At 75.3% G+C, this 25,705-nt stretch carries 27 protein-coding genes; 13 read left to right on the forward strand and 14 right to left on the reverse strand.

The features are described from left to right. Window positions 1-41 precede the first annotated feature (41 nt). Window positions 42-788, reverse strand: a complete 747-nt coding sequence (locus tag ACIBBA_RS21035) for an ArsR/SmtB family transcription factor (protein ID WP_396699501.1) — start codon at window positions 786-788, stop codon at window positions 42-44. Between the two features lie 121 nt (window positions 789-909). On the opposite strand from ACIBBA_RS21035, the gene ACIBBA_RS21040 reads away from it, so the two are divergent. Then, window positions 910-3,132: a family 43 glycosylhydrolase gene (locus ACIBBA_RS21040; protein WP_396699503.1), complete on the forward strand. Its 2,223-nt coding sequence runs from the start codon at window positions 910-912 to the stop codon at window positions 3,130-3,132. 24 nt (window positions 3,133-3,156) lie between these two features. Here the strand turns inward: ACIBBA_RS21040 and ACIBBA_RS21045 are convergent, their stop codons facing one another. Genes ACIBBA_RS21045 through ACIBBA_RS21055 form a run of 3 tightly spaced genes read right to left on the reverse strand, consistent with a single transcriptional unit; the run spans window position 3,157 to window position 5,479 of the window. Then, on the reverse strand, window positions 3,157-3,687 hold the full coding sequence (locus tag ACIBBA_RS21045) for a 2'-5' RNA ligase family protein (protein WP_396699505.1): 531 nt from the start codon (window positions 3,685-3,687) through the stop codon (window positions 3,157-3,159). A gap of 35 nt (window positions 3,688-3,722) precedes the next feature. After that, window positions 3,723-4,328 (reverse strand): response regulator transcription factor, encoded by a 606-nt coding sequence (locus ACIBBA_RS21050; protein ID WP_350876225.1) that lies wholly within the window; start codon window positions 4,326-4,328, stop codon window positions 3,723-3,725. After that, window positions 4,325-5,479, reverse strand: a complete 1,155-nt coding sequence (locus tag ACIBBA_RS21055) for a sensor histidine kinase (RefSeq protein ID WP_396699507.1) — start codon at window positions 5,477-5,479, stop codon at window positions 4,325-4,327. Before ACIBBA_RS21055 ends, ACIBBA_RS21050 begins: the two co-directional genes overlap by 4 nt. 132 nt (window positions 5,480-5,611) lie before the next feature. On the opposite strand from ACIBBA_RS21055, the gene ACIBBA_RS21060 reads away from it, so the two are divergent. Together ACIBBA_RS21060 and ACIBBA_RS21065 are read left to right on the forward strand one after the other, a co-directional pair. Next, window positions 5,612-6,472 (forward strand): hypothetical protein, encoded by an 861-nt coding sequence (locus tag ACIBBA_RS21060; RefSeq protein WP_396699509.1) that lies wholly within the window; start codon window positions 5,612-5,614, stop codon window positions 6,470-6,472. Window positions 6,473-6,698: 226 nt separating this feature from the next. After that, window positions 6,699-8,501 (forward strand): DEAD/DEAH box helicase, encoded by a 1,803-nt coding sequence (locus ACIBBA_RS21065; RefSeq protein ID WP_396699511.1) that lies wholly within the window; start codon window positions 6,699-6,701, stop codon window positions 8,499-8,501. Between the two features lie 119 nt (window positions 8,502-8,620). On the opposite strand, the gene lon is transcribed toward ACIBBA_RS21065, so the two are convergent. The 5 genes from lon to ACIBBA_RS21090 all read right to left on the reverse strand — a co-directional run bounded on the left by lon (window position 8,621) and on the right by ACIBBA_RS21090 (window position 14,034). After that, the gene (gene lon / locus ACIBBA_RS21070) at window positions 8,621-10,957 is read right to left on the reverse strand and encodes an endopeptidase La (protein ID WP_396699513.1); all 2,337 of its coding nucleotides are present in this window, start codon (window positions 10,955-10,957) and stop codon (window positions 8,621-8,623) included. A gap of 38 nt (window positions 10,958-10,995) precedes the next feature. Further along, a complete protein-coding gene (locus ACIBBA_RS21075) occupies window positions 10,996-11,259 on the reverse strand; it encodes a hypothetical protein (RefSeq protein WP_396699515.1) in 264 nt (87 codons plus the stop codon). Window positions 11,260-11,280: 21 nt separating this feature from the next. Further along, window positions 11,281-12,435 carry a putative manganese transporter gene (locus tag ACIBBA_RS21080; protein WP_396699517.1) on the reverse strand — a complete coding sequence of 385 codons (1,155 nt, stop codon included), beginning with the start codon at window positions 12,433-12,435 and terminating at the stop codon, window positions 11,281-11,283. A gap of 43 nt (window positions 12,436-12,478) precedes the next feature. Further along, window positions 12,479-13,213, reverse strand: coding sequence for a manganese catalase family protein (locus ACIBBA_RS21085; protein ID WP_396699519.1), 735 nt, complete (start codon window positions 13,211-13,213; stop codon window positions 12,479-12,481). Window positions 13,214-13,302: 89 nt separating this feature from the next. Further along, entirely contained in the window at window positions 13,303-14,034 is a 732-nt protein-coding gene (locus tag ACIBBA_RS21090) for a HAMP domain-containing sensor histidine kinase (protein ID WP_350876240.1), read from the reverse strand. Window positions 14,035-14,101: 67 nt separating this feature from the next. Between ACIBBA_RS21090 and ACIBBA_RS21095 the strand changes: the two genes are divergently transcribed. Further along, on the forward strand, window positions 14,102-14,740 hold the full coding sequence (locus ACIBBA_RS21095; protein ID WP_396699521.1) for a response regulator: 639 nt from the start codon (window positions 14,102-14,104) through the stop codon (window positions 14,738-14,740). Between the two features lie 150 nt (window positions 14,741-14,890). Continuing rightward, window positions 14,891-15,238, forward strand: a complete 348-nt coding sequence (locus ACIBBA_RS21100; RefSeq protein WP_350876244.1) for an Lsr2 family protein — start codon at window positions 14,891-14,893, stop codon at window positions 15,236-15,238. A gap of 258 nt (window positions 15,239-15,496) precedes the next feature. On the opposite strand, the gene ACIBBA_RS21105 is transcribed toward ACIBBA_RS21100, so the two are convergent. After that, on the reverse strand, window positions 15,497-16,771 hold the full coding sequence (locus ACIBBA_RS21105) for a hypothetical protein (protein ID WP_396699523.1): 1,275 nt from the start codon (window positions 16,769-16,771) through the stop codon (window positions 15,497-15,499). A gap of 269 nt (window positions 16,772-17,040) precedes the next feature. Further along, window positions 17,041-17,934: a DUF2726 domain-containing protein gene (locus tag ACIBBA_RS21110; RefSeq protein ID WP_396699525.1), complete on the reverse strand. Its 894-nt coding sequence runs from the start codon at window positions 17,932-17,934 to the stop codon at window positions 17,041-17,043. Window positions 17,935-18,143: 209 nt separating this feature from the next. Here ACIBBA_RS21110 and ACIBBA_RS21115 point away from each other — a divergent pair, with 209 nt between their 5' ends. From ACIBBA_RS21115 to ACIBBA_RS21135, 5 genes are read left to right on the forward strand one after another with little or no spacing between them, the layout of a single operon-like run. Further along, window positions 18,144-18,332, forward strand: coding sequence for a hypothetical protein (locus ACIBBA_RS21115; protein WP_350876249.1), 189 nt, complete (start codon window positions 18,144-18,146; stop codon window positions 18,330-18,332). A 20-nt stretch (window positions 18,333-18,352) separates the two neighbouring features. Beyond that, window positions 18,353-18,688 (forward strand): Asp23/Gls24 family envelope stress response protein, encoded by a 336-nt coding sequence (locus ACIBBA_RS21120; protein ID WP_396699527.1) that lies wholly within the window; start codon window positions 18,353-18,355, stop codon window positions 18,686-18,688. A gap of 36 nt (window positions 18,689-18,724) precedes the next feature. Beyond that, complete coding sequence (locus ACIBBA_RS21125; RefSeq protein WP_396699529.1) at window positions 18,725-19,243, forward strand: DUF6286 domain-containing protein; 519 nt, start codon at window positions 18,725-18,727, stop codon at window positions 19,241-19,243. Then, a complete protein-coding gene (locus ACIBBA_RS21130; RefSeq protein ID WP_396699531.1) occupies window positions 19,240-19,800 on the forward strand; it encodes a hypothetical protein in 561 nt (186 codons plus the stop codon). Before ACIBBA_RS21125 ends, ACIBBA_RS21130 begins: the two co-directional genes overlap by 4 nt. A 45-nt stretch (window positions 19,801-19,845) precedes the next feature. After that, window positions 19,846-20,586, forward strand: a complete 741-nt coding sequence (locus tag ACIBBA_RS21135) for a helical backbone metal receptor (protein WP_396699533.1) — start codon at window positions 19,846-19,848, stop codon at window positions 20,584-20,586. A gap of 26 nt (window positions 20,587-20,612) precedes the next feature. Here ACIBBA_RS21135 and ACIBBA_RS21140 read toward each other — a convergent pair whose 3' ends face one another. Further along, a complete protein-coding gene (locus ACIBBA_RS21140; protein ID WP_396699710.1) occupies window positions 20,613-21,575 on the reverse strand; it encodes a TerC family protein in 963 nt (320 codons plus the stop codon). Window positions 21,576-21,878: 303 nt separating this feature from the next. After that, entirely contained in the window at window positions 21,879-22,571 is a 693-nt protein-coding gene (locus ACIBBA_RS21145) for a CBS domain-containing protein (RefSeq protein ID WP_396699535.1), read from the reverse strand. Window positions 22,572-22,786: 215 nt separating this feature from the next. On the opposite strand from ACIBBA_RS21145, the gene ACIBBA_RS21150 reads away from it, so the two are divergent. Both ACIBBA_RS21150 and ACIBBA_RS21155 read left to right on the forward strand, forming a co-directional pair. Continuing rightward, window positions 22,787-23,344 carry a hypothetical protein gene (locus tag ACIBBA_RS21150; RefSeq protein WP_396699537.1) on the forward strand — a complete coding sequence of 186 codons (558 nt, stop codon included), beginning with the start codon at window positions 22,787-22,789 and terminating at the stop codon, window positions 23,342-23,344. Between the two features lie 164 nt (window positions 23,345-23,508). Further along, window positions 23,509-23,895 carry an FKBP-type peptidyl-prolyl cis-trans isomerase gene (locus ACIBBA_RS21155; protein ID WP_396699539.1) on the forward strand — a complete coding sequence of 129 codons (387 nt, stop codon included), beginning with the start codon at window positions 23,509-23,511 and terminating at the stop codon, window positions 23,893-23,895. A gap of 42 nt (window positions 23,896-23,937) precedes the next feature. Here ACIBBA_RS21155 and ACIBBA_RS21160 read toward each other — a convergent pair whose 3' ends face one another. Then, window positions 23,938-24,303, reverse strand: a complete 366-nt coding sequence (locus ACIBBA_RS21160) for an STAS domain-containing protein (RefSeq protein ID WP_396699541.1) — start codon at window positions 24,301-24,303, stop codon at window positions 23,938-23,940. 239 nt (window positions 24,304-24,542) lie between these two features. Here ACIBBA_RS21160 and ACIBBA_RS21165 point away from each other — a divergent pair, with 239 nt between their 5' ends. Further along, entirely contained in the window at window positions 24,543-25,565 is a 1,023-nt protein-coding gene (locus tag ACIBBA_RS21165) for an SMP-30/gluconolactonase/LRE family protein (protein ID WP_396699543.1), read from the forward strand. Window positions 25,566-25,705 lie beyond the last annotated feature (140 nt).

The following is a 25,705-nucleotide window of genomic DNA, read 5'->3' on the forward strand; positions in this document are numbered from 1 at the left end:
TGTCGCGGAGACTCCGGGCCGGCGAGTTCACGCCGGCCGGGTCAGGCGCGACCGCCGCCGGTGGCCGCCGGGGCGGGCGGGGTCAGGGCCGCCGGGGAGAGGCCGAGCGCGGCGGCCAGCGCCGGGGCGCCGTCCGGGGTCAGCCGGACGACGCGGCCGTCGCCGCGGGCCAGCCAACCGAGATCGAGCAGACGCCCGCAGAGCGCCGCGCCGAACGCGCCGGAGAGGTGTGGGCGGCGCTCGGTCCAGTCGAGACAGTCGCGCAGCAACGGCCGGCGGGTGGTCTGCGGCGCCGGGACCGGCAGCCCGAGGTCGACGCACCAGTCGAGGCCGGCCCGGGTGAGGGCGAGCCCGCCGGTCCGGTCCACCAGTCCGCGGTCCAGCAGCGCGTCGTGGACCAGCACACCGAGCCGGCCGGCGAGGTGGTCGTAGCAGGTCCGGGCGTACGCGAGCGCGGCGTTGGCGCGGGCGGCGCGCAGCGAGCGGGCCGGCCCCGGGGTGCCGGCGACCCGGCCGGCCAGGTCCTCGACCAGCTGCGCCACGGACGGGTCGGCCAGCCGGAGGTAGCGGTGACGCCCCTGCCGCTCCTGCACCAGCAGCCCGCCCCGGACCAGCTGGTCCAAGTGCTCGCTCGCGGTGGACGCGGCCACCCCGGCGGCCCGGGCCAACTCTCCCGCCGTCCAGGCCCGCCCGTCGAGCAGCGCGAGGCAGAACCGGGCCCGGGTGGTGTCGGCCAGCAGGGCGGCGAGCTGGGCCAACGCCGGGGCGTCGGTGGTCGTCGGGTGCATCCGCCCATGCTGACACGACGATGGTTCGGTCCCGGCCGACGCTCTTTACAACGTTGTATGCATCGATGTAGAAACGGACGCCAGGGCCACACCACTCCACCGCCACCCAGAGGCAGGTCTGATGGGACACCTACGCCGAAGCGGCGCGCTCGCCGCCGTACTCGGTCTGCTGCTGACGGCCTCCGCCGCAGTCCCGGCCGCCGCCGGACCCGGATCCACCCACTACCGCAACCCGATCTCCGTCGGGGTGGGCGACACCTTCGCCGACCCGGTCATCGTGCGCGGCGACGACGGCTACTGGTACGCGTACGGCACCACCGACCCGCTGCGCGAGGGCGAGCGGCAGTTCCACCGGGTGCCGACCGCCCGCTCGGCCGACCTGGTCGACTGGACGTACGTCGGGGACGCCTTCGGCCCCGACCAGCGCCCGCCCTACGCGGCGCCCGGCGCGGCGTTCTGGGCCCCGGACGTGCGCCGGATCGGCGACCGGTACGTCATGTACGTGACGGTCACCGACACCACCGTCTCACCGGAGGGCAGCGACTACGCCATCGGCGCGGCCACCGCGCCGACCCCGACCGGCCCGTGGACCTTCGCCGCGCAGCCGGTCGTCGCCCCGCGCCCCGGCGGGGGCGGCGGCTTCCTGTGGACCATCGACCCGACCCAGTTCACCGACGTGGACGGGACCAGCTACCTCTACTACGGCAGCTACTACGGCGGCATCTCGGTCACCGAGCTCACGCCCGACGGGCTGCGGGCGGTCGGCACGCCGACCCTGGTCGCCGTGGACAACAAGTTCGAGGGCAGCTACGTGCTGCGCCACGACGGCTGGTACTACCTCTTCGCGTCCACCGCGAACTGCTGCGCCGGCCCGGCCACCGGCTACTCCGTCCAGGTCGGACGGTCGCGCGACCCGCGCGGGCCGTTCGTGGACCGCGACGGCATCGCGCTGACCGCGTCCCGCGCCGGCGGCACGCCGGTGCTCACCCAGAACGGCAACCGGTGGATCGGCACCGGGCACAACGGCTTCCTCACCGACCTGTCCGGGCAGGACTGGATCGTCTACCACGCCATCGACCGGGCCGATCCGTACCTGGACGAGCCGTTCGGGATCAACGAGCGCCCCATGCTGCTGGACCGGCTCGACTGGATCGACGGCTGGCCGACGGTCAACGCCGGGGCCGGCCCGTCCGACGGCAACCGGCCGGCGCCGGTCACCACCGGAGCCCTCGACGAGCGCTTCACCGCCGGCCTGGCCGGCTGGCGACGGATCACCGGCGACTGGCGGGTCGCCGACGGCCGGCTCACCGGCAGTGGCGCACTGACCAGCCGTACCACCGTGGGCGGGGACGTGCGGGCGGAGGCCGACCTGCGACTGACCGGCGCCCGCAGCGCCGGGGTCAGCCTCGCCGACCGGGTCGAGGTGCGCCTCGACGCGGCCGGCGGGCGGCTCGTCGCCCGCGACGGCGACCGTACGGCCGCCGCCGCGCTGCCCGCCGGGTTCAACCCCGCCGACCGGCACAACCTGGCCGTCGAGGTACGCGGCCGGCAGCTCGTCGCCGAGCTGAGCCCGGCCCGGCTCGGCGACCAGCTGGCCGTCGTCTCGCTGCGGCTGGACCGCCCGGCGGCCGGCCGGGTCACCCTGCGGGCGACCGGCGGCGAGGCCGAGTTCGACAACGTCAGCGCGGTCCGGCTGCACCGGCCGGCGTCGGCCGCCGTGCCGCAGCCCCGGGTGGGTCCGCTGATCCGGGCCTACTCCGACGAGTTCAGCGACGGCCTCGACCCGGCCTGGCGGTGGGTCCGCCCGGACCCGGCGGCGAGCGTCACCGGCGGCGCGCTGCGCTGGCCGGTGCAGGCCGCCGACCTGACCGGCACCGGCAACACGGCCGGCGTGCTGCTGCGCGACGCGCCGGCCGGTGACTACGTGGCCGAGACGAAGGTGACCCTCGACCTCGGCGAGGAGTCGGTACGCAACTACCAGCAGGCCGGCCTGGTCGCCTACGTCGACGACGACCGGTTCGCCCGGCTGGCGCAGGTGGCCATCTGGAACACCCGGCAGGTGGAGTACGGCTACGAGCTGCCCTTCGCCGGCCAGCCGGTGTACGGCGGCACCATCGTCGGTACGCCCGCCACCACCACCTGGCTGCGGCTGGCGCACCACGTCGACCGGGCGACCGGCGAGCACGAGTTCCGGGCCGGCTCCAGCCGGGACGGCGTGCACTGGACCTGGGGCGGGGTGTGGACCTTCCCGGCCGACACCACCCCCCGGATCGGCCTTGTCGCGCACGGCGGCGCCGAGCCGCCGGTCACCGCCGAGTTCGACTACCTGCGCTTCCACCGCTGAGCCCGGCGCGGCCGGGCCCCCGGCTCAGCACGTCGGGGGCCCGGCCCTGCCGAGCGGCGTGACCGTGCGGGTGGCGCTGTCGTAGCTGCGGGCGGCCACGAACGCCCCGGCCCGCGGCTCGGCGCGCAGCACCGCGTGGGCCAGACCCGCGTCCGCGTCACGAAACCGCAGCGCCAGGCTCAGGTGCGGCTGCCACCGACCCGGCGCGTGCCACGGGGAACGCCCGTCGGCGTCGGCGAGCGCGGCCCACACCGCCCGGTGCAGCGCCACCAGCTCCGGGTCGGGCCGGACCAACCACACCAGCGGGGCGCTGCCGTCCAGGACGGCGACCTCGCCGAGCCGCACCGGCAGCGGCAGGGCGTCGTCGAGCAGCGCGGCGAGTCGGGCGACCGCCCCCGGTGGGAACTCGTCGACCGCGGCGAGGGTCAGGTGCGGACGGTTGGTGGGGTGGGTGTTCCGGTCCAGGCTGGGCAGGCCCACCGCGGTCAGCCGGTGCCAGCCGGCCCGGACCGCGGCGTCCAACTCCGCCGAGCAGAGCAGTTCGACCGTTCGCACCGGCCCACGCTAGCGCCACTTGCGGCCGGCGTCGGTCAGAGCCAGCCACTCTCCCGGGCGGTGCGCACCGCCTCGGCCCGGTCGGCCGCGCCGAGCTTCTGCACCGCGGCGGCGAGGTGGTTGCGTACCGTGCCGGTGGAGAGGTGCACCCGACGGGCGATCACGGCGACCGGGGCGCCGAACTCGGCCAGGCGCAACGTCTCCAGCTCCCGGGGAGTCAGCGGGCACGCCGGCAGGGTGAGCGCGTCGGCGGCCAGCGACGGGTCGACGTAGCGACCGCCGGCGTGCACCCGGCGGATCACGTCGGCCAGCGCCCCACCCGGTGCACCCTTGGGCAGGAACCCGCGGGCGCCCGCCGTCAACGCCTGGCGCAGGTGCCCCGGGCGACCGTGCCCGGTGAGCAGCACCACCGCGCAACCGGGCAGCGACCGGGTCAGCTCGGCGGCGACCCCGATGCCGCTCAGGCCGGGCATCTCCAGGTCGACCACGGCCACGTCCGGCCGGTGGGCGAGCGCGGCGGTGACCGCCGACGGTCCGTCGGCCGCCTGGGCCACCACCTCCAGGTCCGGCTCCAGCCCCAGCAGGGCGGCCACCGCCACCCGGACCAGTTCCTCGTCGTCGGCGAGCAGGAGGCGGATCACGGGGCGACCGGCACGGTGGCTTCGAGGGTGAACACGTCCTCGGCGCGCCGGACCCGCAGCCGGCCGCCGGCCGCGCCGAGCCGGTCGGTCAGGCCACGCAGGCCGTTGCTGTGCCCGTCGGGCCCGTGGTCGCCGGCACCGTCGTTGGTCACGGTCATCCTGGCCAGGTCACCCTCCCGGACGATCTCGATCCGGCACCAGCCGGCCCGGCTGTGCCGCAGCACGTTCGTGCCGGCCTCGCGCAGCACGGCGGCCAGGTCACTCGCCGCGGCCGCCGGCAGCTCGGCCGGCGGCGGCAGCACGGTGCACCGGACGCCGCAGGAGCGCAGCACCCCCGCCACGGCGGCCAACTGGTCACCCAGGTCGACGGCCCGGTAGCCGTGCACGGTCTCCCGCACCTCGCTCAACGCCGCGGCGGCCAGCCGCTGCACCTCGGCGGCCTCCCGGCCGGCCCGCTCGGCATCGACCGGGGCCAGGCGGGCGGCCAACTCCGCCTTCAACGCGATCACGGTGAGGCTGTGTCCCAGCACGTCGTGCACGTCCCGGGCGAAGCGCAACCGTTCCTCAGCGGCCGCCAGCCGGGCCTGGGCGGCCTGGCCGGCCCGCGCCTCGACCAGCAGGTCCCAGAACCAGACCTGGAGCCAGTTCACCGCGGCGACGCCGGTGCCGACACCGCCGGCCACCACCAGGAAGCGCCAGACCGACCCGCCGGTCCAGACGGCCACCCCGACCGCGGCCACGAGGGTCACCGTCGCCACGACCAGCGCGCCCGGGAGCCGGACCACCAGCGGCGCCATACCGATCAGCGAGGCACCGAGCCACGCCCAGGTCGGCCAGCCGCCCGCGGCCACCGGGCCGACCAGCGGGATGCTCAGCACCGCCACCACGGCGAGGCCCACCTGGGACAGCCGGCGCCACCGGTCGGCCAGCCACGGCGTCACCGCCGCGTACAGCACGGCGGCCTGGCTGGCGGCGAAGACGGCGACGCCCACCGCGCCGAGGGTGGCGCGGGTGGGATCGGACTCCCGGGTGATGCCGACCAGCGGCAGCAGCAGGCTGGCCCAGATCCCGGTCGCCAGCGAGAGCAGGGTGGCCATCCGGGCGCGGCGCAGCCGCTCGTCCGCCCTGGTTCCCGCCGCCTGCTGCGCCACGGCCCCGATCCTAGGGCCGCCGGCGCACGGCCGACCCGGACGAATGTCACGAGTGGACCGTGCGATCCGCCCGGAAAACCGGTGACAGGCACGCCTTATCGGCGGGCGGCCGGTTGGCCGAGGGTCGAGGGCATGACAGAGACGCGGACGCACCACCGGGTACACCCCGCTCCCCCGTCGGCCCCGCACCCGCCCGGCGGCGTACGTCACCTGCTGCGACACCTCGCCGAGATGGCGGTCGCGATGGTCGCCGGGATGCTGCTGCTCGATCCGCTGTGGCGGATCGCCGGCACCCCGCTCGGGCTCACCGCCGTCCTCGCCCGGCCCGACGTGGCCGCGCTGGTGATGGCGACCAACATGACCGTCGGCATGACCGTGTGGATGCGGCACCGACGACACTCCCGGGCCGCCTGCGCCGAGATGGCCGCCGCCATGTACGTCCCGTTCCTGCTGCTGCTCGTGCCGTACTGGGCGGGTCTGCTCGCCGGCGACGCGCTGATGCTCGGCGGGCACCTGCTGATGGTGCCGGCGATGGTGCTGGTGGCGCTGCGGCACCGGCACGCGTCCGCCACGCCGGCGCCCCGCCGGCACCCGGTGGTCACCGCGCTGGCCCGTCGCTGGCCGAGCGGGCTCGCCCTGCTGATGACCGTGGACAGCCTGGCCGCGCCGAGCGTGCTCAGCCCGTGGACGATGCTGGTGCTGCCCGCCGGCTACCTGGTCATCGGCGCGTACCGGCGCCGGCTGAACGGGCCGGGGGTGCTGGCCCGCCAGCTCGCCGGGCTGGTCGTCTGGTCGGCGCTGGCGCTGGTCGCGGTCGGGGTGGGCGGCCGGACCGCCGCCTGGCTGGTGGCGTTCGGTTGGCTCGCTCACGCCGCCTGGGACCTCTGGCACCACCGGCGCGGCGAGGTCGTGCCGCGCGGCTACGCCGAGTGGTGCGCGGTACTCGACGTGATCCTCGGCGTCACGGTCGTGCTGGCCATCCTGGCCGCCTGAGCGGTCGGACACGAGTCGCGGACCGCCGGCCGGCACGCTGGGCCAGGGCGGACCGGGGCACCCGCCGGTACGGGTCGGCGGGTGCCCCGGCGCGGGTCGGCAGAGGCGCCGGAGCGAGTCGGCGGGTGGCTCCGGCGGGCGTCGGCCAGGGCGGCCGGCGGCCTCCGCGGCGGGTGGGTTGCCGGTCGGCGCAACGGGCCGGAGGCGGTGATGAAAGGCTTGCCACATGAGTTCGGCACCCGAAGACACCCACCCGACCGACCCCGGCACCGATGAGGCGACCGGCTTCGCGGACCTCGGCCTCCGCGCCGAGCTGCTGGGCGCGCTGTCCGCCCTCGGCTACGAGGAGCCCACCCCGATCCAGCGGGAGGCCATCCCTCCGCTGCTGGGCGGGCAGGACCTGCTCGGCCAGGCAGCCACCGGCACCGGCAAGACCGCCGCCTTCGCGCTGCCCCTGTTGCAGCGGATGCCGGCGGACCGGTCGGCGGGCGACCCGGCGGCGCTGGTGCTGGTGCCGACCCGGGAACTCGCCGTGCAGGTGTCCGAGGCGTTCCACCGGTACGGCAAGGACCTCGGCACCCGGGTGCTGCCGATCTACGGCGGTCAGCCGATCGGCCGGCAGCTGCGCGCCCTCGACGCCGGGGTCGACGTGGTGGTGGCCACCCCGGGCCGGGCGCTGGACCACATCGCCCGGGGCACGCTGCGGCTGGGCGGGCTCGCCACGGTGGTGCTGGACGAGGCCGACGAGATGCTCGACATGGGCTTCGCCGAGGACATCGAGGCGATCCTGGAACACGCGCCGCAGGAGCGGCAGACGGTGCTCTTCTCGGCCACCATGCCGTCGAGGATCGACGGGATGGCCCGGCAGCACCTCACCGACCCGGTGCGGATCCAGATCGAGCGGGAGCAGCCGGTCGCCGGGGAGGCGCCCCGGGTACGGCAGAGCGCGTACATCGTCAACCGGGCGCACAAGCCGGCCGCGCTGGGCCGGGTGCTGGACGTGGAGTCGCCCACCGCGGCGATCGTGTTCTGCCGCAGCCGGGAGGAGGTGGACCGGCTCACCGAGACGATGAACGGCCGGGGCTACCGGGCCGAGGCGCTGCACGGCGGGATGAGCCAGGAGCAGCGCGACCGGGTGATGGGGCGGCTGCGCGCGGGCACCGCCGACCTGCTGGTCGCCACCGACGTGGCCGCCCGTGGCCTCGACGTCGAGCAGCTCACCCACGTGGTCAACTACGACGTGCCGTCGGCGCCCGAGTCGTACGTGCACCGGATCGGTCGGGTCGGGCGGGCCGGGCGCGAGGGGGTGGCGATCACCCTCGCCGAGCCGCGCGAGCACCGGATGCTCAAGACCATCGAGCGGGTGACCGGGCAGCGGATCGCGATCGACAAGATCCCCACCGTCGCGGACCTGCGTACCCGGCGGCTGGAGCTGACCCAGGCGGCACTGCGGGAGAGCCTGCTCGAGGACGACCTGGACTCGTTCCGGGTGATCGTGGAGTCGCTGACCGACGAGTTCGACCTGATGGAGGTCGCGCTCGCCGCGGTGAAGCTGGCGCACGAGGCGGCCTCCCCCGGCGCGGACGAGGACGAGGAGGAGATCCCGCAGATCCCGGTGCGCGGCCCGCGTGAGGGGCGCCCGGAGGGCGGCCGGCCGGAGCGGCGCGGCGCTGGCCGGCCCCGCACCGGGGGCACCACCCAGGTCTTCGTCGGGCTGGGCCGGCGGGCCGGGGTACGCCCGCAGGACCTGGTCGGGGCGATCACCGGTGAGACCCGGGTCAGTGGCCGGGACGTCGGCTCGATCGAGATCGCCGACCGGTTTTCGCTGATCGAGGTTCCCATCGCGGTGGCCGACGAGGTGATCGCCGGGCTGCGCGGCAGCACCATCAAGGGGCGCAAGGCGACGGTGCGCCGCGACCGCGACACCGACGGTGGCGACCGGCGTGGCCGCCCCGGCGAGCGCCCGTACGACGACGACCGGCGCTTCGCCGGCGGCCCGGACCGGCGGGACCGGCGCGAGCGCCGCTGAGCCGACCGGGGCGGGTCCGGCGGGCCTGCCCCCGGTCGGCCGGACCGCCGAGGCGCGCACGACGGGAGCCCCCGGCCACCGCGGGTGCGGTGACCGGGGGCTCCCCGATCCGGTAGCCGTCAGGCGGCGGCGAGCGCCGAACCGTCCCGCGCCTCGGTGTCGATCTCGGCCGGGCGCAGCGCCAGGGCGAGCACGTCGGACACGTCGGCGAGGGTGTGGATGGTCAGTGCCTCGCGCACCTCGGTGGGCAGGTCGTCCAGGTCCGGCTCGTTGCGGGCCGGGATGATCACCTCGGTCAGGCCGGCCCGGTGCGCGGCGAGCAGCTTCTGCTTCACCCCGCCGATGGGCAGCACCCGCCCGGAGAGGGTCACCTCGCCGGTCATTCCGAACTCGGGCCGGACCGGCCGGCCGGTCACCAGCGAAGCCAGCGCGGTCACCATGGTGATGCCGGCGCTGGGGCCGTCCTTGGGCACCGCGCCTGCCGGGAAGTGCACGTGGATCCGGCGTGCGGCCAGGGCGTTCGGGTCGATGCCGAGGCGTCGCCCGTTGGACCGCAGGTACGACAGCGCGATGTGCGCGGACTCCTTCATCACGTCGCCGAGCTGGCCGGTCAGGGTCAGCCCCGGCTCGCCCTCCATGCTGGTGGCCTCGATGAAGAGCACGTCGCCGCCGGCGCCGGTCACCGCCAGGCCGGTCGCCACGCCGGGCACGGCCGTCCGCTCCGCCGACTCCGGCGTGAACTTCGGCCGCCCCAGGTAGCGGGCCAGGTTTCCGGTGTCGACCTGGACCGGGGTCGGGTCGTCGGCCAGGGCCACCGCCACCTTGCGCAGGATCTTGGCGAGGCCACGCTCGAGCTGCCGGACACCGGCCTCCCGGGTGTACTCCCCCGCGATCCGGGCCAGGGCCTCGTCGGCCACCGTCACCTCGTCGGCGGTCAAACCGGCCCGCTCCCGCTGCCGGGGCAGCAGGTGGTCCCGGGCGATGGCCACCTTCTCGTCCTCGGTGTAGCCGTCCAGGGTGACCAGCTCCATCCGGTCCAGCAGCGGGCCGGGGATGGACTCCACCACGTTCGCGGTCGCCAGGAAGAGCACGTCGGACAGGTCGAGGTCGACCTCCAGGTAGTGGTCCCGGAAGGTGTGGTTCTGCGCCGGGTCGAGCACCTCCAGCAGGGCGGCGGCCGGGTCGCCGGCGTAGCCGGCGGCCAGCTTGTCCACCTCGTCGAGGAGTACGACCGGGTTCATCGAACCGGCCTCGCGCAGCGCGCGGACGATCCGGCCGGGCAGCGCCCCGACGTAGGTGCGCCGGTGACCGCGGATCTCCGCCTCGTCCCGGACCCCGCCCAGGGAGACCCGGACGAAGTTGCGGCCGAGCGCCCGGGCGACGGACTCGCCGAGGCTGGTCTTGCCGACTCCGGGCGGGCCGGCCAGGGCGAGCACGGCGCCGGAGCCGCGGCCGCCGACCACGCCGAGGTTGCGCTCGGCGCGGCGGTTGCGCACCGCCAGGTACTCCAGGATGCGGTCCTTCACGTCGGCCAGGCCGGCGTGGTCGGCGTCGAGCACCTCGCGGGCCGCGTTCAGGTCGGTGTTGTCCTGGGTACGCGTGCCCCACGGCATCTCCAGCACCGTGTCCAGCCAGGTCCGGATCCAGCCCGCCTCGGGCGAGGCGTCGCTGGCCCGCTCGAGCTTGCCGACCTCCCGCAGCGCCGCCTCGCGGACCTTTTCCGGCAGCTCGGCGCTTTCCACCCGGCTGCGGTAGTCGGCCGAGCCGTCCGGCTCGTCCTCACCGAGTTCCTTGCGGATCGCGGCGAGCTGCTGGCGCAGCAGGAACTCCCGCTGGGACTTCTCCAGCCCCTCGCGGACGTCGCTGTTGATCTGCTCGGTGACCTCCTGCTCGGCCAGGTGGTCCTTCACCCAGCCGACCAGCAGCTCCAGCCGGGCGGTGACGTCCGGCGCGGCGAGCAGCTCGGTCTTCTGGTCCAGGCTCAGCCACGGCGCGTAGCCGGCCGAGTCGGCGAGTTCGGAGAGATCGGTCATCCGCTCCACGGCGTCGATGACCTGCCAGGCGCCGCGCTGCTGGAGCACGGCGGTCACCAGGGCGCGGTACTCGCGGGCGAGTTCCCGGGCCCGGCCGGCGGGGGCGGGTTCGTGCAGTTCGGTCGCCTCGACCCAGAGGGCGGCGCCCGGTCCGGGCACGCCGGAGCCGATGCGGGCGCGGGACAGGCCGCGGATCACGGCGGCGGGCTCCCCGCTGGGCAGCCGGCCGACCTTCTCGATGGTGGCCACCGCGCCGACCGGGCCGTACTCGCCGTCGATGCGGGGCACGGCCAGCAGCGTGTGGTCGCCGGTCGCGCGGGCCGCGTCGACCGCGGCCTGGGTGGTCGGGTCGAGGGTCACCGGGATGACCATGCCGGGCAGCAGCACGGCGTCGGTCAGAGGAAGTACCGGAAGAGTTGCCATCGAACACCTGCTATCGCGTTGAGTTGAGCGTGTCAGGCTCAAGTAACAAAGCGTTCCCTTTCTTCCGGGGTGTGAGCCAGACCACTGACGCGGGCCGCCCGGCGGGGCGGCAACAGCAGGTCACGCAGCAGCGGGCGACCACCGGCCAGCGCGACCGCGAGCGGGATGGCCAGGCTGGTCAGGGCCAGGGCGGCCACCGTCCAGCCGGGCAGCCCGGCGGCCAGCGCGACGGCGGTCAGCGCGGCGAAGACGACCAGCTTGACCCGGGTACGGGTGACCGGGACCAACGGATGCGACGACATGAGCGCCTCCCTCACGGTTGCTCACAGCAGGACCAGCAGCGCGGCGCCGACGGCCGCGGCCGGAATGGTGGTGATCACGGTGGCCAGCGCCGCGGAGTGCCGGCGCATCGCGGCGAGCGGGATCAGCGCGTCGCCGTCCTGGCTGATCGCGTTGGCCACGAGGGTGGGCAGCGGGAGCCCGCCGCTGACGTAGAGCCCGGTGAAGACGATCTGCACCGCGCAGCCGGGGATCAGCCCGATCGCGGCGCCGACCAGCACCCCGATCAGCCCGGTCACCGCCAGCTGCGAGCCGTCGAAGCCGGTGGTCGTGGTCAGCACCTGCCAGCCGAGATAGGCCACCCCGACCCAGACGGTGACGAACGACGCCTCGTGCGCGCTGTGCCGCAGGGTGGCCCGCAGCGACCGGGGCTGCGCGGTCTCCAGGGTGTCGTCGGCCAGCCTCCCCCGGCCGGTCGCGAAGATCAGCGCCGCGATGGCCGTGCCGAGCACCCCGAGCGCCAGGTACGGGTCGATCCCGCCGAACGTGCGGGTGAGCACCGTCGGGTCGACCAGTTGGAAGACGACCGGCACCGAGACCGCGAAGGCCGGCGTGGTGAGCCCCCAGAACGCAGTCGAGGCCGGCACCCGGGGCAGCAACCCGCCGAGCAGCCGGCGGGACGACGTGAGGTCGGGCCCGCCCACGGCCGCCAGGCCAGCAGGGCCGGCGCCGGACGCCCCGACCAGGGCCGGCTCCGGGCGGGCAGCGCGGGCGGCGCGGGCGGCCCGGTTCCGACGCGGGGTCTTGGCCGGGTCGATGCCGAGCGCGTCCACGACGTACCCGGTGACCAGCCCGACCGCGAAGAGCAGCAGATGGATCTTGAGCGCGAAGGCCGGGTTCCAGGCCAGCACCACCCAGGAGGAGTCGCCCATGGTCGCGGCCAACGCGGCGACGACGGTGCCGAAGGAGACCTTGCCGCGTGCGTAGAGCGGCATCAGGATGATCGCCCCGCCACAGCCGGGGCTGACCCCGAGCAGCGCCCCGACCAGCGGGCCGAGGCGGGGACGGCTGGTCAGCCCGTCGGTGACCCGGTCGCCGTAGCGCCAGCGCAGCCAGCCGAAGAGCGCCACCATCACGGCGACGTAGACACCCACCTGCATGAACGCGTCGGCGAGCGGACGGAGCACGAGTTCGGTCACGGCACACCTCCTGAAGATGCGGGCGCCACCCGGCGCGACGGGATCAGCTGAGCGGGCTCTGGACCGGGTCGACCTCCAGCGCCGGGGTGCCGTACAGGCGGGGGTCGCCGGGCGGCAGGAGCGGCTCCGGGGCGTGCGCCCGCGGGCTGCCGTCCGGGAAGGCCTCCGGCACCGGCATCTGCGCCAGGCCGTCCTCCCGGAGCTGCTCGATGGCCGCGAGCCACAGGTTCTGGTGCATGGTGTCGCGGGCCAGCAGGAAGCGGAGCAGCTGCTTGACCCCGGGGTCGTCGGTCATCTGGAACAGCCGGGCGACCTGGAGCCGGCCCTGCGCCTCGGCCGTGACGTTGAGCTGGAAGTCGGCCAGCAGGTTGCCGCTGGCGGTGACGTACGCGCCGGTCCACGGCACACCGGCGCTGTCCACCGGGAGCGCGGCACCGCCGCCGTGGACGAGGTGCGCCGGGTTGGCGCCCGCGTAGCCGGCCGTCACCATCGGGTTGTCCTCGGCGGCCTGCTCCAGCATCAGCGGGGCGTTCTCCAGCAACCGGGTGATCATCGTGGCGATCATCTCGACGTGGCCCAGTTCCTCGGTGCCGACGCCCAGCAGCAGGTCCCGGTACCGGCCCGGCAGCCGGCAGCTCCACCCCTGGTGGAGGTACTGGTGCGCGACGGTCATCTCGCCCCACTTGCCACCCAGGATCTCCTGCAGACGGCGGGCGAACGCGGCGTCCGGGCCGTCCGGCTTCGCCTCGAACTGCAGGTCCTTCAGGTGGCTCAACATCTACCCGGCCTCCTCGGCGCCGCCGACCGCTGGCACCGGGGACTTCCCACCCCGGTGGCCCGGGCGGGCCAACCGGCGACCCGCCCGGGTCAGCCGTGCCCGGCGTACGGCAGCAGCACCTCCAGCGCCACGCCGCGCGGGCGCAGCCGGTGCACGTGCACCGCGCCACCGTCCGCGGTGACGAGCTGGCGGACGATCCAGAGCCCCAGGCCGGACATCCCGGCGGCGGGCACCGGCTGGCGCAGGGCGTCGAGCAGCGCGTCGTCCACCCGCCCCTCGTCGGTCACCAGCAGGCGCAGTCCCGGTCGGCGCACGGCCGCGTAGAGCCCGACCTGGCCGTCGGCCGGCCCGTGCCGCAGCGCGTTCTCCACCAGGTTGACCAGCACCTGCCGGGTCCGGCGGGCGGGCACCGGGCAGTCGGCGGCCAGTCGGGTCGCCCGGGCCCGCCGCCGGTGGACCGGCACCAGGGTGGCAACCTCCCGCAGGATCCCGGCCAGCGGCACCGCCGGCTCCGGCTGCGCGGTCAGGGCCAGCGCGCCCGTGCTCGCGGTGGCGTCGCGCAGCAGCTCCTGCAGGTGCACGGCCTGGTCTCGGGCGAGCCGGGTGATCGCCAGCCGGTCGGCGCCGGTGAGCACCCGACCGTCGTCGGCGAGCGCCCGGGTCAGCGAGGTGAGCGTGCTGACCGGAGTGCGGAATTCGTGACAGAGCACCCGGAGCAGCAGTTCCGGGTCGCCGCCCGCCCGGAGGCCACCATCGCCTCGGTCCGGGCCGACCCGCCGGAAACCGCGTAGCAACCCCTGCAACCCGTGCCGTTCACGCATCCGCCCCGACTCCCCTCGTACCGGTGCATACCCGCATGATCGGTACCCACTCGGGAAGGGAGCAGACATGCGACCCCCGACCATCCGGCTCGTCGTCGTGGACGATCACCCCCTCTTCGTCCGGGGCATCGAGCTGCTGCTCCCGGCGAGCACCGACGGGCGGGCCGAAGTGGTGGGCTCGACCGGGGATGCCGCCGCGGCCGCCGCCCTGGTCAGCCGCTGCATGCCGGACCTGGCCCTGGTGGACCTGCACATGCCACCGCCGGGCGGCATCCGCGCGGTGGCCGCCATCCGGCGGACCACGCCCCGGGTACGGGTGGTGGCCATGTCCGGCGGAGACGACCCGGCGCCGGCAATGGAGGCGCTGCGGGCCGGCGCCGAGGGGTTCCTGCCGAAGAGCAGTGAGCCGGAGGAACTGCTGCCGCCGCTGCTGGCCATCCTGGCGGGCTGGGCGGTGCTCCCGGCGCAGTTGCTGCGCGGGCTGCTCGGGCCGGCCCGGGGGGCCCGGGTCGATCTGGACGGCGAGGAACGGCAGTTGCTCCGCCTGATCGCGGCCGGCCGGAACACGTTCGAGATTGCCGACCAACTGCACGTCTCCGAGCGAACCGTGAAACGGATGACCGCCGCGCTACTGCGAAAACTGCGGGTCTCGAGCCGGGCCGAGGCCGCCGCCCTCGCAGGTCACGCCGGCCTGCTCGGTGAATGAACGCATCGGCCGATTCCTGGATCCGGCACGTTTTAGCCCGGCCGGAAAAGCGCGACTCGCCGAAATGAAAACTGCCATATTCTTGCGGTTTACCGGCATGGTGGGTCAAACTTTGACGACACCCCGGCCGTAGACAGGGAGTAATCGGCGATGGCGAGAAAAGTAATCACGGTGCTGACCGACGACCTCGATGGCGGAAAGGCCGACCGGACGGTCGAGTTCAGCCTCGACGGCGTCGGCTACACCATCGACGTCTCCGACGAGAACGCCGGCGTGCTGCGTAAGGCGCTCGACCCTTACATCAGCGCCGGGCGGCGGATCGGGCGCGGGCCGGTGGAGAGCCCCCGGGGCGCGCGGCGGACGACCCGGACCGGCGGTGCGGGAATGGACCGGGAGCAGAACCGCGCGATCCGGGAATGGGCCGTGACGAACGGCTACAAGATTTCCGAGCGGGGCCGGATTCCGGTCGAGGTCGTCGAGGCCTACAAGAACCGCTGATCCGGGCGACTCGGGCCCGACGCCGGGCCCGGCAACTCCGTCGCCACCGGCAGACATCGGCCGGCCCCACCGGGGCCGGCCGTACTCGTGCTCGCGGGGCCGCCCGCGTCGCCGACCGGACACGACGACGGCCGGGCCGCGCCGAGGGCCGGCCGTACTCATGCTCGCGGGCCCGCCCGGTAGCCGGCCGGACAGAACGACGGCCGGGCCGCGCCGGAGAGAGATCCCCGGCGCGGCCCAGCCGTTGCGGTACGACCCTCAGTTGACCTCGATGCGCACCGCGTCGAAGGCCGGCGTCTGGTTGGCCCGCTCCATCATCGGCAGGCGGTGCGACCCGTCACCGGCCCAGACCGCGCACTGCGCGACACCGGACTCCGGCAGGCCGGGGATCTGGATGGTCACCTCGTCCGGCTCCGCGCCACCCCGGCCGTCCTCCGTGGCCACGAAGAAGGCGGGCACCTCCTGCGGCTGCGGCGGAGCGTCCAGGCTGTCCAGCATCCGGCAGGCGGTGTGGAAGTGGCCGCGCACCAGGCCCTGCTCGTTGAGCAGGGAGCTCTCCACGTAGTAGCCACCCTGACCGGCGGCGAGGAAGCGGTCCCGGACCAGGTTGCGGGTGCTCACCCGCAGCGTGAAGGCCTGGTTGCGGCCGACCTCGTTCGGGAAGTCGGTGATCAGCAACGACGGGTTGTTCGCCGCCGCGCCGACCTCGCCGAACTCGGTGCTGACGCACCGGTTGCCGTTCTGGAACCCGTCGTGCGGCTGCAGCTGGCTGTCGTCGCAGTCGTTCGCCAGCACGCCGAGGCCCGCGCCCGGCTCACCGTTGCCACCACCGTTGTTGCCACCACCGTTGTTGCCGCCACCGGGGCTGCTGCTACTGCTGGGGCTGCTGCCGCCGCCGGGGGTGCCACCGCCACCGTTCCCCACAGGCTGGACCTGGCACTCGGCGAGCTGCGCCAGCCCCTGGGGGCGGGGGCCGAAACGGTCGATCGCGGTGGTGATCCGGGCCAGGGTGGCCCGGCGCTTGCTGGCCAGCGGCTGCAGGATCGCGCTGCGGACGAATGCCTCGCCCCGGCTGCCGTCGGCCGCGAGCCGGCGGTCGGCCTCGGCGATCTGGGCCTGCAACTGAGCGAGGTTGCGGTCGACCTCGGCCCGGGCCCGGTTTGGCACCTCCGGCAGCTCGCCCGCCACATCCGGGCAGGCGATCGCCGAGCTCGGCGCACCTGCGCCACCACCGGTGCCCTGCTCGCACTCGGCGACCGACTGCTGCCCGTCGCCCCAGTGGTTGCGTACCCAGCGGCCGTCCTGCCAGGTGCGGCTGGTGGAGCCGCGCCCGCCCGGAGCGGTGGCCCCGGGACTCGGTTGCACGCAGGCCCCCGCCGCCGGCCGGGTGTTGCCGGACCGCCGGTCCTCGGCCGACGAGATCTGGGTCACGGCGACGATTCCGCCGAAGACCACGAGCGTGCCGACCACGGCCAGCAGACGCTTGCTCCGCGCGTTACCGGATGACCGGCGCGCCCGAGTGGACCTGCGCATCGAATTGTTCTCCTTCGCGATCCGGTAGTGGATCCGTGCCTTCGGCGGACCGGCGGAATTGAAGGGGCGCGCCCCGGCCGCAGTGACCGTCACGCACCGTGGCACGTCGATGACCGACGATGCCTCTATCCACACCGCCTCCCGCGTCCGGTGCCGCGGACGGGAGAGGTCCTGTCCATTCCCGCTGGAGTACGGAACGGCCGCGCCGACGGTTCAACCGCGGTCGGAGAAAATTGCCGCCCGGTTCGCGGACGGCCGGAAAGGGCGGGTCAGTCGGCGCAGAGGTGGTCGAACGCGAAGCCGTCCACCAGTTCGTCGCGCCGCGCGCTCAGCCCGCGAATATCGGCGTCCAGCGCCTCTCGGGGGGTGAGCGTCGCCTCGTCGGTGGCCAGATCGCGCAGCCGCTCCCCCACGGCGACGGCGGCCAGATCCTCGGCGAGCCGTGCGGGGTCGATCCCGCAGGAGAACCGGTGCTCCCACACCGACACCCGCTCGACCAGGCACACGCCGGGCCGGGCCTCCACCCAGCTCCAGCCCTCCGCCGGCCCGTCGGCCCAGCGCACGTGCAGCCCGCGGACGATCGGGTCGGACAGCCGGCGGGCCACGTACGCCTCCACCGCGGCCGCACGGGCCAGCGCCCCGAGGTCGTTCACGTGCCCGGTGCGCCCGTCGGGGAGCCGGCCGAGGATCTCGCGGAACCCCACCGGGGCAGGCTCGTCCGGGTCTCCGGTCGCGGCCGGCCCGCCGGTCGCCTCGGCGTAGCCGCGAGCGTCGAGCACGTACTCCACCAGGCGGCGGCCGTGATCGGCGGCGCGCAGTGTCGGTGACTCGATCCGCAGCACCGGCAGGCCGGCGGCCGCGGTGACCGCGTTCTTCATCCGCTCGGCGCGCTGCGCGGCCGAGCCCGCCGGCGCGGCGGGGCCGATCTCCACCGCGACCACGGGAAGTCCGGAGTCCGCGGCGCAGACCACGAAGTCGAACCCCTCCCGACCGGCCGCGCTCCACTGGTGTCCGGTGATGCCCGGCGGTCGTCCCTGCACCAGTTCGCTGACCCGGTGCCCGGCGTGGACCCGGTGACCGGCGCGGGTGAGCACCGCCGCCCGTCCGCCCGCCGTGGGCAGCGCCCGCAGCAAGGACCCGTCGCCACTGCCGGTGCTCGTCATCCGCCTGATCCATCCGCCGATCGGTCGCCGGGGGCGAGTCTAGGGGGTGGATCATGGCCCTGGCCGCGCCGGGCCGTCCGCCGCCCGGCAACTCGGTTCGGCGCCAGCACCACGAGGATGTGACGCGGATCACAGCCGTGCTCACGTTCCGGCACGGTCGGCAGCGTGTATCCACATCCGCGCCGGTAGCGGACCGGCCGGGAGGTGCCATGTCGCGACAGCAGTTCGGCTTTCTCGCCGGCTTCCTGGTGGTGGCGGTCTGGGCCACGGCCGGGGTCTGGGTGGCCGCCGTCGCCGTGCTGGCCGGCCTCTTCGGCTGGCTCGTGGTCCGGGTGCTGGACGGGGATCTCGCGGTGACCGGGCTCGGCGACCGGACCCGCGCGCCCCGCCGGCGGTGACCGCCCGGACGGCGGCAGCGATGACCGACCACACCGGGCGCGGCCGTACCCGGGTCACCCCGGAGGCGGTCGCCCGGATCACCGCCCACGCCGCCCGGCGGGTTCCCGGGGTGTACGCGCTGGTCCCGGTGCCGGCCCGACCGCACGGAGTGGCGGTCCGCCTGGACGACCACTCGACGAGCGTCGACGTCGAACTGGTCGCCTGGTACGGCCGCAGCGTGCTGGCGGTCGCCGACGCGGTGCGGGCGGCGGTGATCGACGGGGTGGAGGCGGCGACCGGGCTGGCCGTACGGGAGGTGACCGTCACCGTGGACGACGTGGTCGTGCCGGGCGCGGACACCACGGTGCCGACGTGATCCCCCGGTACGCCGGCGGGCCGGCCGGGGGCTGAGGTGCGTACCGCCAACCGGTTGGCCACCCTGCTGCTGGCCGCCGCCCTGCTGGTCGGCGGCGCGCTGGCCGCGGTGGAGGCGCTGCTGGCCGCAGTGGGGCGCCCCGCGCTGCTGGTCGAGCCGGCCGGCTGGTCCGCGACGCTGCGCACCACCCGGTGGGACGACCCGGCGGTACGCGGCCTCGCCGTGGCGGTCATCCTGCTCGGCCTGGCCATCCTCGCCGCCGAACTGCGGCGCTGGTCGCCCACCCGGCTGGACGCCGGGGACGGCTGGCACCTGCACCGCCGCTCGGTGGAGCGCCGGCTGACCGTCGCCGTCAGATCGGTGCCCGGCATCCGGCGCGCCCGGGTGCGGATCCGCCGGCGGGGCGCCGAGTGGCGACCCCGGGTGACGGCCACCGGCGATCCGGCGGCGCGCGACGAGGTCGAGTTCGCCGTGCACCAGGAGCTGCACCGGCTGGCCGCGCCCCGGCCCGGCCGGATCGACGTGCGGCTGCTCGGCCACCGGCGGGCGGCATGACCAACGCCGGGCATCGGGTGCTCTGGACTGTCGTGGCGCTGCTGCTGGTCGCGGCCGGGGGCGCGGTGCTGGCGGTGAACCTCGGCCGGTGGCCCGGCGCCGATCCGGGCGGGATGCTCCTCGGCCCGGGGGTGCGCCGGGCCTGGCGGCTCGCGGCGCCCTGGGGCACCCTGGCGGCGGCGGTCACCGGCCTGCTCCTCGCGCTGGCCGGGCAGCGGCTGCTGCACCGGGAGCTGCGCGCCGCCCGCGCCCCGGCGCGGCGCACGCTGGTCCATCACGCCGGCCGACACGGGCGGACCCGGGTGGCCGCGCCGGCGCTGGCCCGGGCGCTGGAACGGGACCTGGCCGGCGATCCGCGGATCCGCCGGGCCCGGGTGGTGCTGACCGGCGACCCACCCCGGCCCGACCTGTGGATCCGGGTGGACATCGAGGCCGGCACCCGAACCGCCGGTCTGCGTGACCACGTGAGCACCGCGATCCGCCGCTATGTCGACACCGCCGGCTGCCGCCCCGCCCACCTCGACGTCACCGCCCGGATCGACAACGGCCGGGCATGATCGAGGCGGCCCGGATGCCGGGGCCGGGACACGTGGAGGTGGGACATGCGGGTGGTGTCGCTGGTGCCGTCGCTGACCGAGGCGGTGGCGGTGACGCTGCCGGGCGTGCTGGTCGGCGCGACCGACTGGTGCACCCACCCCACCGACCTGGACGTGGCACGCGTCGGCGGCAGCAAGTACCCCGACCTGGAGCGGGTGCTCGCGCTCCGACCGGACCTGGTGCTGCTCAACGTCGAGGAGAACCGCCGCGCGGACGCCGACGCGCTGGCCGCCGCCGGGGTGCCGGTCCGGGTGACCTATCCGCGTACGGTTCCGGAGGCGCTCACCGAGCTGGCCGACCTGCTCGGCGCGCTCGGCGCGGCGCAGGAGCCGGCCTGGCTGCGGGCCGCGCGCCGGGCCTGGGCCGACCCGCCCCGGCTGGCCCCGGTACGCCGGGCGGTGGTGCCGGTCTGGCGTCGCCCGTGGGTGGTGCTCGGCTCCGACAACTTCGCCGGGGACGTGCTGCGTCGGCTGGGGGTGGTGAACGTCTACGCCGAACACCCCGAGCGTTATCCCCGGGCGGACCTGGCTGAGCTGCGCGGGCAGGACGCGGACCTGGTGGTGCTGCCTGACGAGCCGTACCGGTTCACCGCCGCCGACGGCCCGGAGGCCTTTGCCGGCACGCCCTGCGCCCTGCTCTCCGGCCGGCACCTGACCTGGTACGGCCCCTCGCTCGCAGCGGCGCCGGCGGTGCTCGCCGGGCAGCTGGCCCGGCCGGTGACCGGGCCCGGGCGGCCCGCTCGGTGAGCACACTTCGACGGAAACCGGGACGGTCAGTCTTTCCCATCGCCCGGGCGGTGGCGCGCCGACCCGGCTCGCGCCCGCCGGGCGGCCAGGATGCTCCAGCCGATCGACACCGTCAGGGTCACCAGCACCACCGCCAGGGTGAGCCAGAGCGGCAGCTTCCCCACCGGAGTCTCGGCCAGGATCAACTTCACTCCGGCGAACGCCAGCAGCGCGGCCAACCCGTACCGGAGGTAACCGAAGTGCCGTAGCAGCCCGGCCAGGCAGAAGTAGAGACTGCGCAGCCCCAGCACGGCGAAGGCGGTCGCGGTCCAGACCAGGAAGGTGTTGGTGGTGATGGCCAGGATCGCGGCCACCGAGTCGATCGCGAAGACCACGTCGGTGGCCTCGATCGCCACCAGCGCGACGAGCAGCAGGGTGGCCGCCCGGCGCCCGTCCGGGCGGACGGTGAACCGGTCGCCGTGGTACCGGGGGTCGGTCGGCACCAACCGGCGGAAGAGTCGCACCACCACGTTGCGTTCCGGATCCACGTCCGGCTCGCCGCGTACGGCCAGCCGCCAGCCGGTCCAGATCAGGAAGCCGCCGAGCACCACGCCGGCCCAGGACAGCCGCTCCAGCAACTGGGCGCCGGCGAAGATGAAGACCAGCCGGAACGCCAGCGCCCCGATCACGCCCCAGAACAGCACCTTGTGCTGGAGCCCGGCGGGTACCCGGAAGTAGCCGAAGAGCAGCGCGAAGACGAAGACGTTGTCCACCGACAGCGCCTTCTCGAGCAGGTAGCCGGAGAAGTACGCGGCCGCCGGCTCGCCGCCGCGCCACAGCCAGATGACCAGGCCGAAGAGGATCCCGGCGCCGATCCACACGCCGCTCCAGACCAGCGCCTCGCGCAGCTCGATGACGTGGTTGTCGCGGTGCAGGAGCACATCCACCGCGAGCATGACGGCGATGACGACGGTGACCGCCGCCCAGGCCCACAGCGGCGCCGAGAACATCGCGTCACTCACCCGGCGCCCTCCGCATCGACCGCTTCACCGGGGCTCTGCGCCCGACGCACGCCGCATGACGACGGATCCGAGGCAGGGTCGGTTCCGAGCCTAGGCGAGCGGCAGGAGCGGCGAGCCCGCTCCGGCGAAGTCGACGGCCACCGGCACGGCCAGGCGCGGCGCGACCGGCGGTGGCCACCGGCACGGCGGGGCGCGCCCGGCGGGCGGGGGTGCGTCGGGCGGGGGGGGGGGGGGGGGGGGGGGGGGGGGGGGGGGGGCCCCCCCCCCCCCCCACGCAGGGGGCGGCCGGAGTCAGGCCACCGGGGTGATCCGACCCTCCTCGACCAGGGCGGTGTCGTCCACGTCGAAGGCGATCGTGTTCGACACCCGCACCACGCCGCTCACCCGGGCGGCCAGCCGGCCGGCGAGCCCGGCGACCGACCGCCGGTCCAGGCGACCGGCCAGGGTGACCTCGCCGGCGCGGACCTGGACGGTGACCAGGCCGTCCCGGACGGCGAGGATGCGGTGCAGCACCTCCCGCACCACGTCCTCGCGGATCTCGGCGTCCGTGCGCAGGTGCACCCGGAGCAGGTCGCCGCGGGTCACGATGCCGACCAGCCGGCCGAGGTCGTCGAGGACCGGCAAGCGCTTCACCTGCTCCCGGTCGAGCAGCCGGGCCGCGGCCGGCAGCGGCGCTTCGGCGTACGTGGTGACCGGTGGCGCGGTCATCAGGTCCCGGGCGAGCAGCGCGTCAGCCTTGCCGCGCGCGCCGCGCCGCCGCCGGCCCTCGAAGATCCGCCGCTGCTCCGGCTCCCCGCTGTGCTCGATCTTGTGCAGAAGATCCGCCTCGGACACCACGCCGAGCACCCGCCGGAACCCGTCGGTCACCGGGAGCCCGCTGATGCCGCGCCGGATCAGTACGTCGACGACTTCCCGGTACGGGGTGCCCTCCTGCGCCGTCACGACGTCCCGGGTCATCACGTCGCCCACCTGCCAGGTCCTCATCACAGCCTCCTCATCGCTGTCCACCTGCGACGCTATGGCGCGCTCGCGGCGCGGATCAGGGCCACGCGGCCGGCCTGACCGGTCCGTCGGACCCGGCCGGGAATGGGTCCAAGGTCCCGGTCCGGCAGGGCCCGGTCGGCCCTGCCGACGCACCCCGTGCGGGGCGTCCACTGGAGATGCCACCGGGAAGCGCGGTGCGAGGGACCAGAAGGGACGTGGAGACCATGACCGCGACGACTGAGCGGACCGCCGCCAGGACCACCGCTGCGGCGGCCGAGCCGACCCGGGAACGGGCCGTCCGATACCTCCTCGCCGGGCTGCGCCTGGCCCTCGGCTGGGTGTTCCTCTGGGCCTTCCTGGACAAGCTGTTCGGGCTGGGACTGGCGACCGAGGAGAAGGCCGCCTGGATCAACGGGGGCAGCCCCACCAAGGGTTTCCTCGCCTTCGGGGTGGCCGGCCCGTTCGAGGACTTCTACCACGGCATCGCCGGCGCGGCCTGGGCCGACTGGCTGTTCATGATCGGTCTGGCGGCTGTCGGTACCGCCCTGCTGCTGGGCATCGGCCTCCGGGTCGCCGCGGTGGCCGGTGGGCTGCTGCTGGTGATGATGTGGACCGCCGTGCTGCCTCCGGAGAACAACCCGTTCATGGACGACCACCTGATCTACGCCGCGGTGCTGGCCGTCCTCGCCCTGGTCGGCGCCGGCGACACCCTGGGCCTCGGCCGGGCCTGGGCGAAGCTCCCGGTGGTGCGGCGGTACCGCTGGCTGCGCTGACCGACCCCGCAACCCCGCCGGCGGGCGTCACCTCAGGTGACGCCCGCCGGTGCCGTACGTCCGACACCGACGGGCGCGACCCGGGTTGCCGCGCATCGGCCGGTCGCTATCCGGCAGGATCGTCCCTGACCGGACACATCACCCAGTACGGCAGGAGACGCCGGATGAACCAGGCAGCAGGCTCGGGCAAGCCCGAGGTCGCCCCGATCGATGGTGCGCCGCCCGCAGACCTCGCGATCGAGGACCTCACCGTCGGCGAGGGCCCGGAGGCCCAGCCGGGACAGCTCGCGACCGTGCACTACGTGGGCGTCGGGCACTCCAGCGGGCGCGAGTTCGACGCGTCCTGGAACCGGGGCGAGCCGTTCGAGTTCCCGCTCGGTGGTGGGCAGGTCATCGCCGGCTGGGACCGGGGCGTCGTCGGGATGCGGGTCGGCGGCCGGCGTCGGCTGGTCATCCCGCCGCATCTCGGCTACGGCGAGCGCGGCGCGGCGGGCGTCATCCAGCCGAACGAGACGCTGATCTTCGTGGTGGACCTGCTGGACGTGCGCTGACCTGAGGTGCGGGGCTGCCGACCGGTGTCGGGGGCCCCGCGCTCAGGCCGCCAGCACCAGCGGCTGCGACGGCGTCGGCCGCCCGGCCGACTCGACCATCGGGATGACCCGGTGCAGACCGGTGACCCGCAGCACCCGGGTGACCACCGGATCCGGGTCGACCAGCATCAGCTCCCCGCCCTGGGCCCGGATCCGCAGGTGCGCGGCGAAGATCGCGCGCACCCCGGCGGCGGAGAGCAGCCGCACACCGGAGAGATCGAGCCGCAGCACCGGCCGGGCGGGCGCGGACCAGAGCGCCGAGCGGAGCACACCGACGGTGGCGATGTCGACCTCGCCGATCGCCCGCACGTCCACACCGTGCTCAGCCACGCTGACCTGCACGTGGAACCGGTCGCTGCGCTCTCCCATGCCGTTGAATCTAGCGCCGACCTCTGACATTTCCGTCCCTCCCGAGAGTGAATCCGGGTACACCCAGGGTCGGACCCCGAGGGACCCCCGACACCGCCCGGCGGCGCAGGTCCGGGGCGGGGCGCCCGGCACGCGGCCCGGCCGCCGGCGAGGGGTGACGCCGGCTGGCCCGTGACGACACCGCGCCGGCCCCGGCCAGTCGGGCGGCCCGGCGGGCATCGGCGGTGGAGAATGGCCGAATGGTCATCCCCCGCCCCCGGCCGCCGCGGCTGATCCGGCCGGTCCGTGAGCCGGCCACCGTGCCGCCCCCGCTGACCGGCCCGTGGGCCCCGACCGACCAGCGGCTGGACGCGGTCGAGCTGCTCCCGCTGCCCGACGGCGCGGTGGGCCCCGAGGACGTGGTCGTCGACCCGGCCGGGCGGGTGGTGAGCGGGGACGAGGAGGGGCGGCTCTGGTGGTGGCCCGCCGACGCTCCCCCGGGTGCCCGGCCGCGCCTGCTGGCCGAGACCGGCGGCCGGCCGCTCGGCATCGAGGTCGACCCGGCCGGCGGTGGGCTGGTGGTCTGCGACGCGTACCGGGGGCTGCTGCGGGTCACCCCGGACGGGACGGTGCGCGAGCTGACCGGGACGGCGCCGCCGGTGCACCTGGCCAACAACGCGGCGGTGGCCCGGGACGGCACCATCTTCTTCACCGACAGCTCCGACCGGTTCCCGGTCTCGCACTGGAAGCGGGACCTGCTGGAACACCGCCCGAACGGGCGGGTGCTCGCCTACCGGCCGGGCGCTGGTGGGCGGACCGAGGTGGTCGCGGAGGGGCTCTACTTCCCCAACGGCGTCGCACTGACCCCGGACGAGTCCGCGCTGATCCTGGTCGAGACGACCACCCACCGGCTGCTCCGGGTCGAGCTGCCCGGCGGCGCGGTACGGGTCCTGGCCGACCTGCCGGCCTACCCGGACAATCTCTCCGCGGTGGGCGACGGCACCTACTGGATCGCGCTGCCCAGCCCGCGGGTGCCGGTCGCCGAGCGGCTGCTGCCGCACCCCCGGCTGCGGCAGCTCGCCGCGCTGCTGCCGGACGCGATGCAGCCGCAGCCGCGCCGCTACGGGCTGGTCGCGCTGGTCGACGGCGCCGGCACGGTCCACCGGACGCTGCACGGCCCGGCCGGCGACTACTGGATGATCACCGGCGTACGCCAGCACGGTGACCAGCTCTGGCTGGGCAGCCTGATCGGGCCGGGAGTGGCCCGCGTCTCGCTGACCTGACCCGCCCCCGGTCCGCCGGCCCCGCCCCGCTCGGCGGCCCACGCTCCAGTCGGCGGCCCACGTCCCGCCTGGCGGCCCACGCCCCGCCTGACGGCCCACGCTCCGGTCGGCGCCCACGCCTCGGCCGGGTAGTGAGCGCC

It is taken from the genome of Micromonospora sp. NPDC051006 (assembly GCF_044456245.1).
GTDB lineage: Bacteria > Actinomycetota > Actinomycetes > Mycobacteriales > Micromonosporaceae > Micromonospora.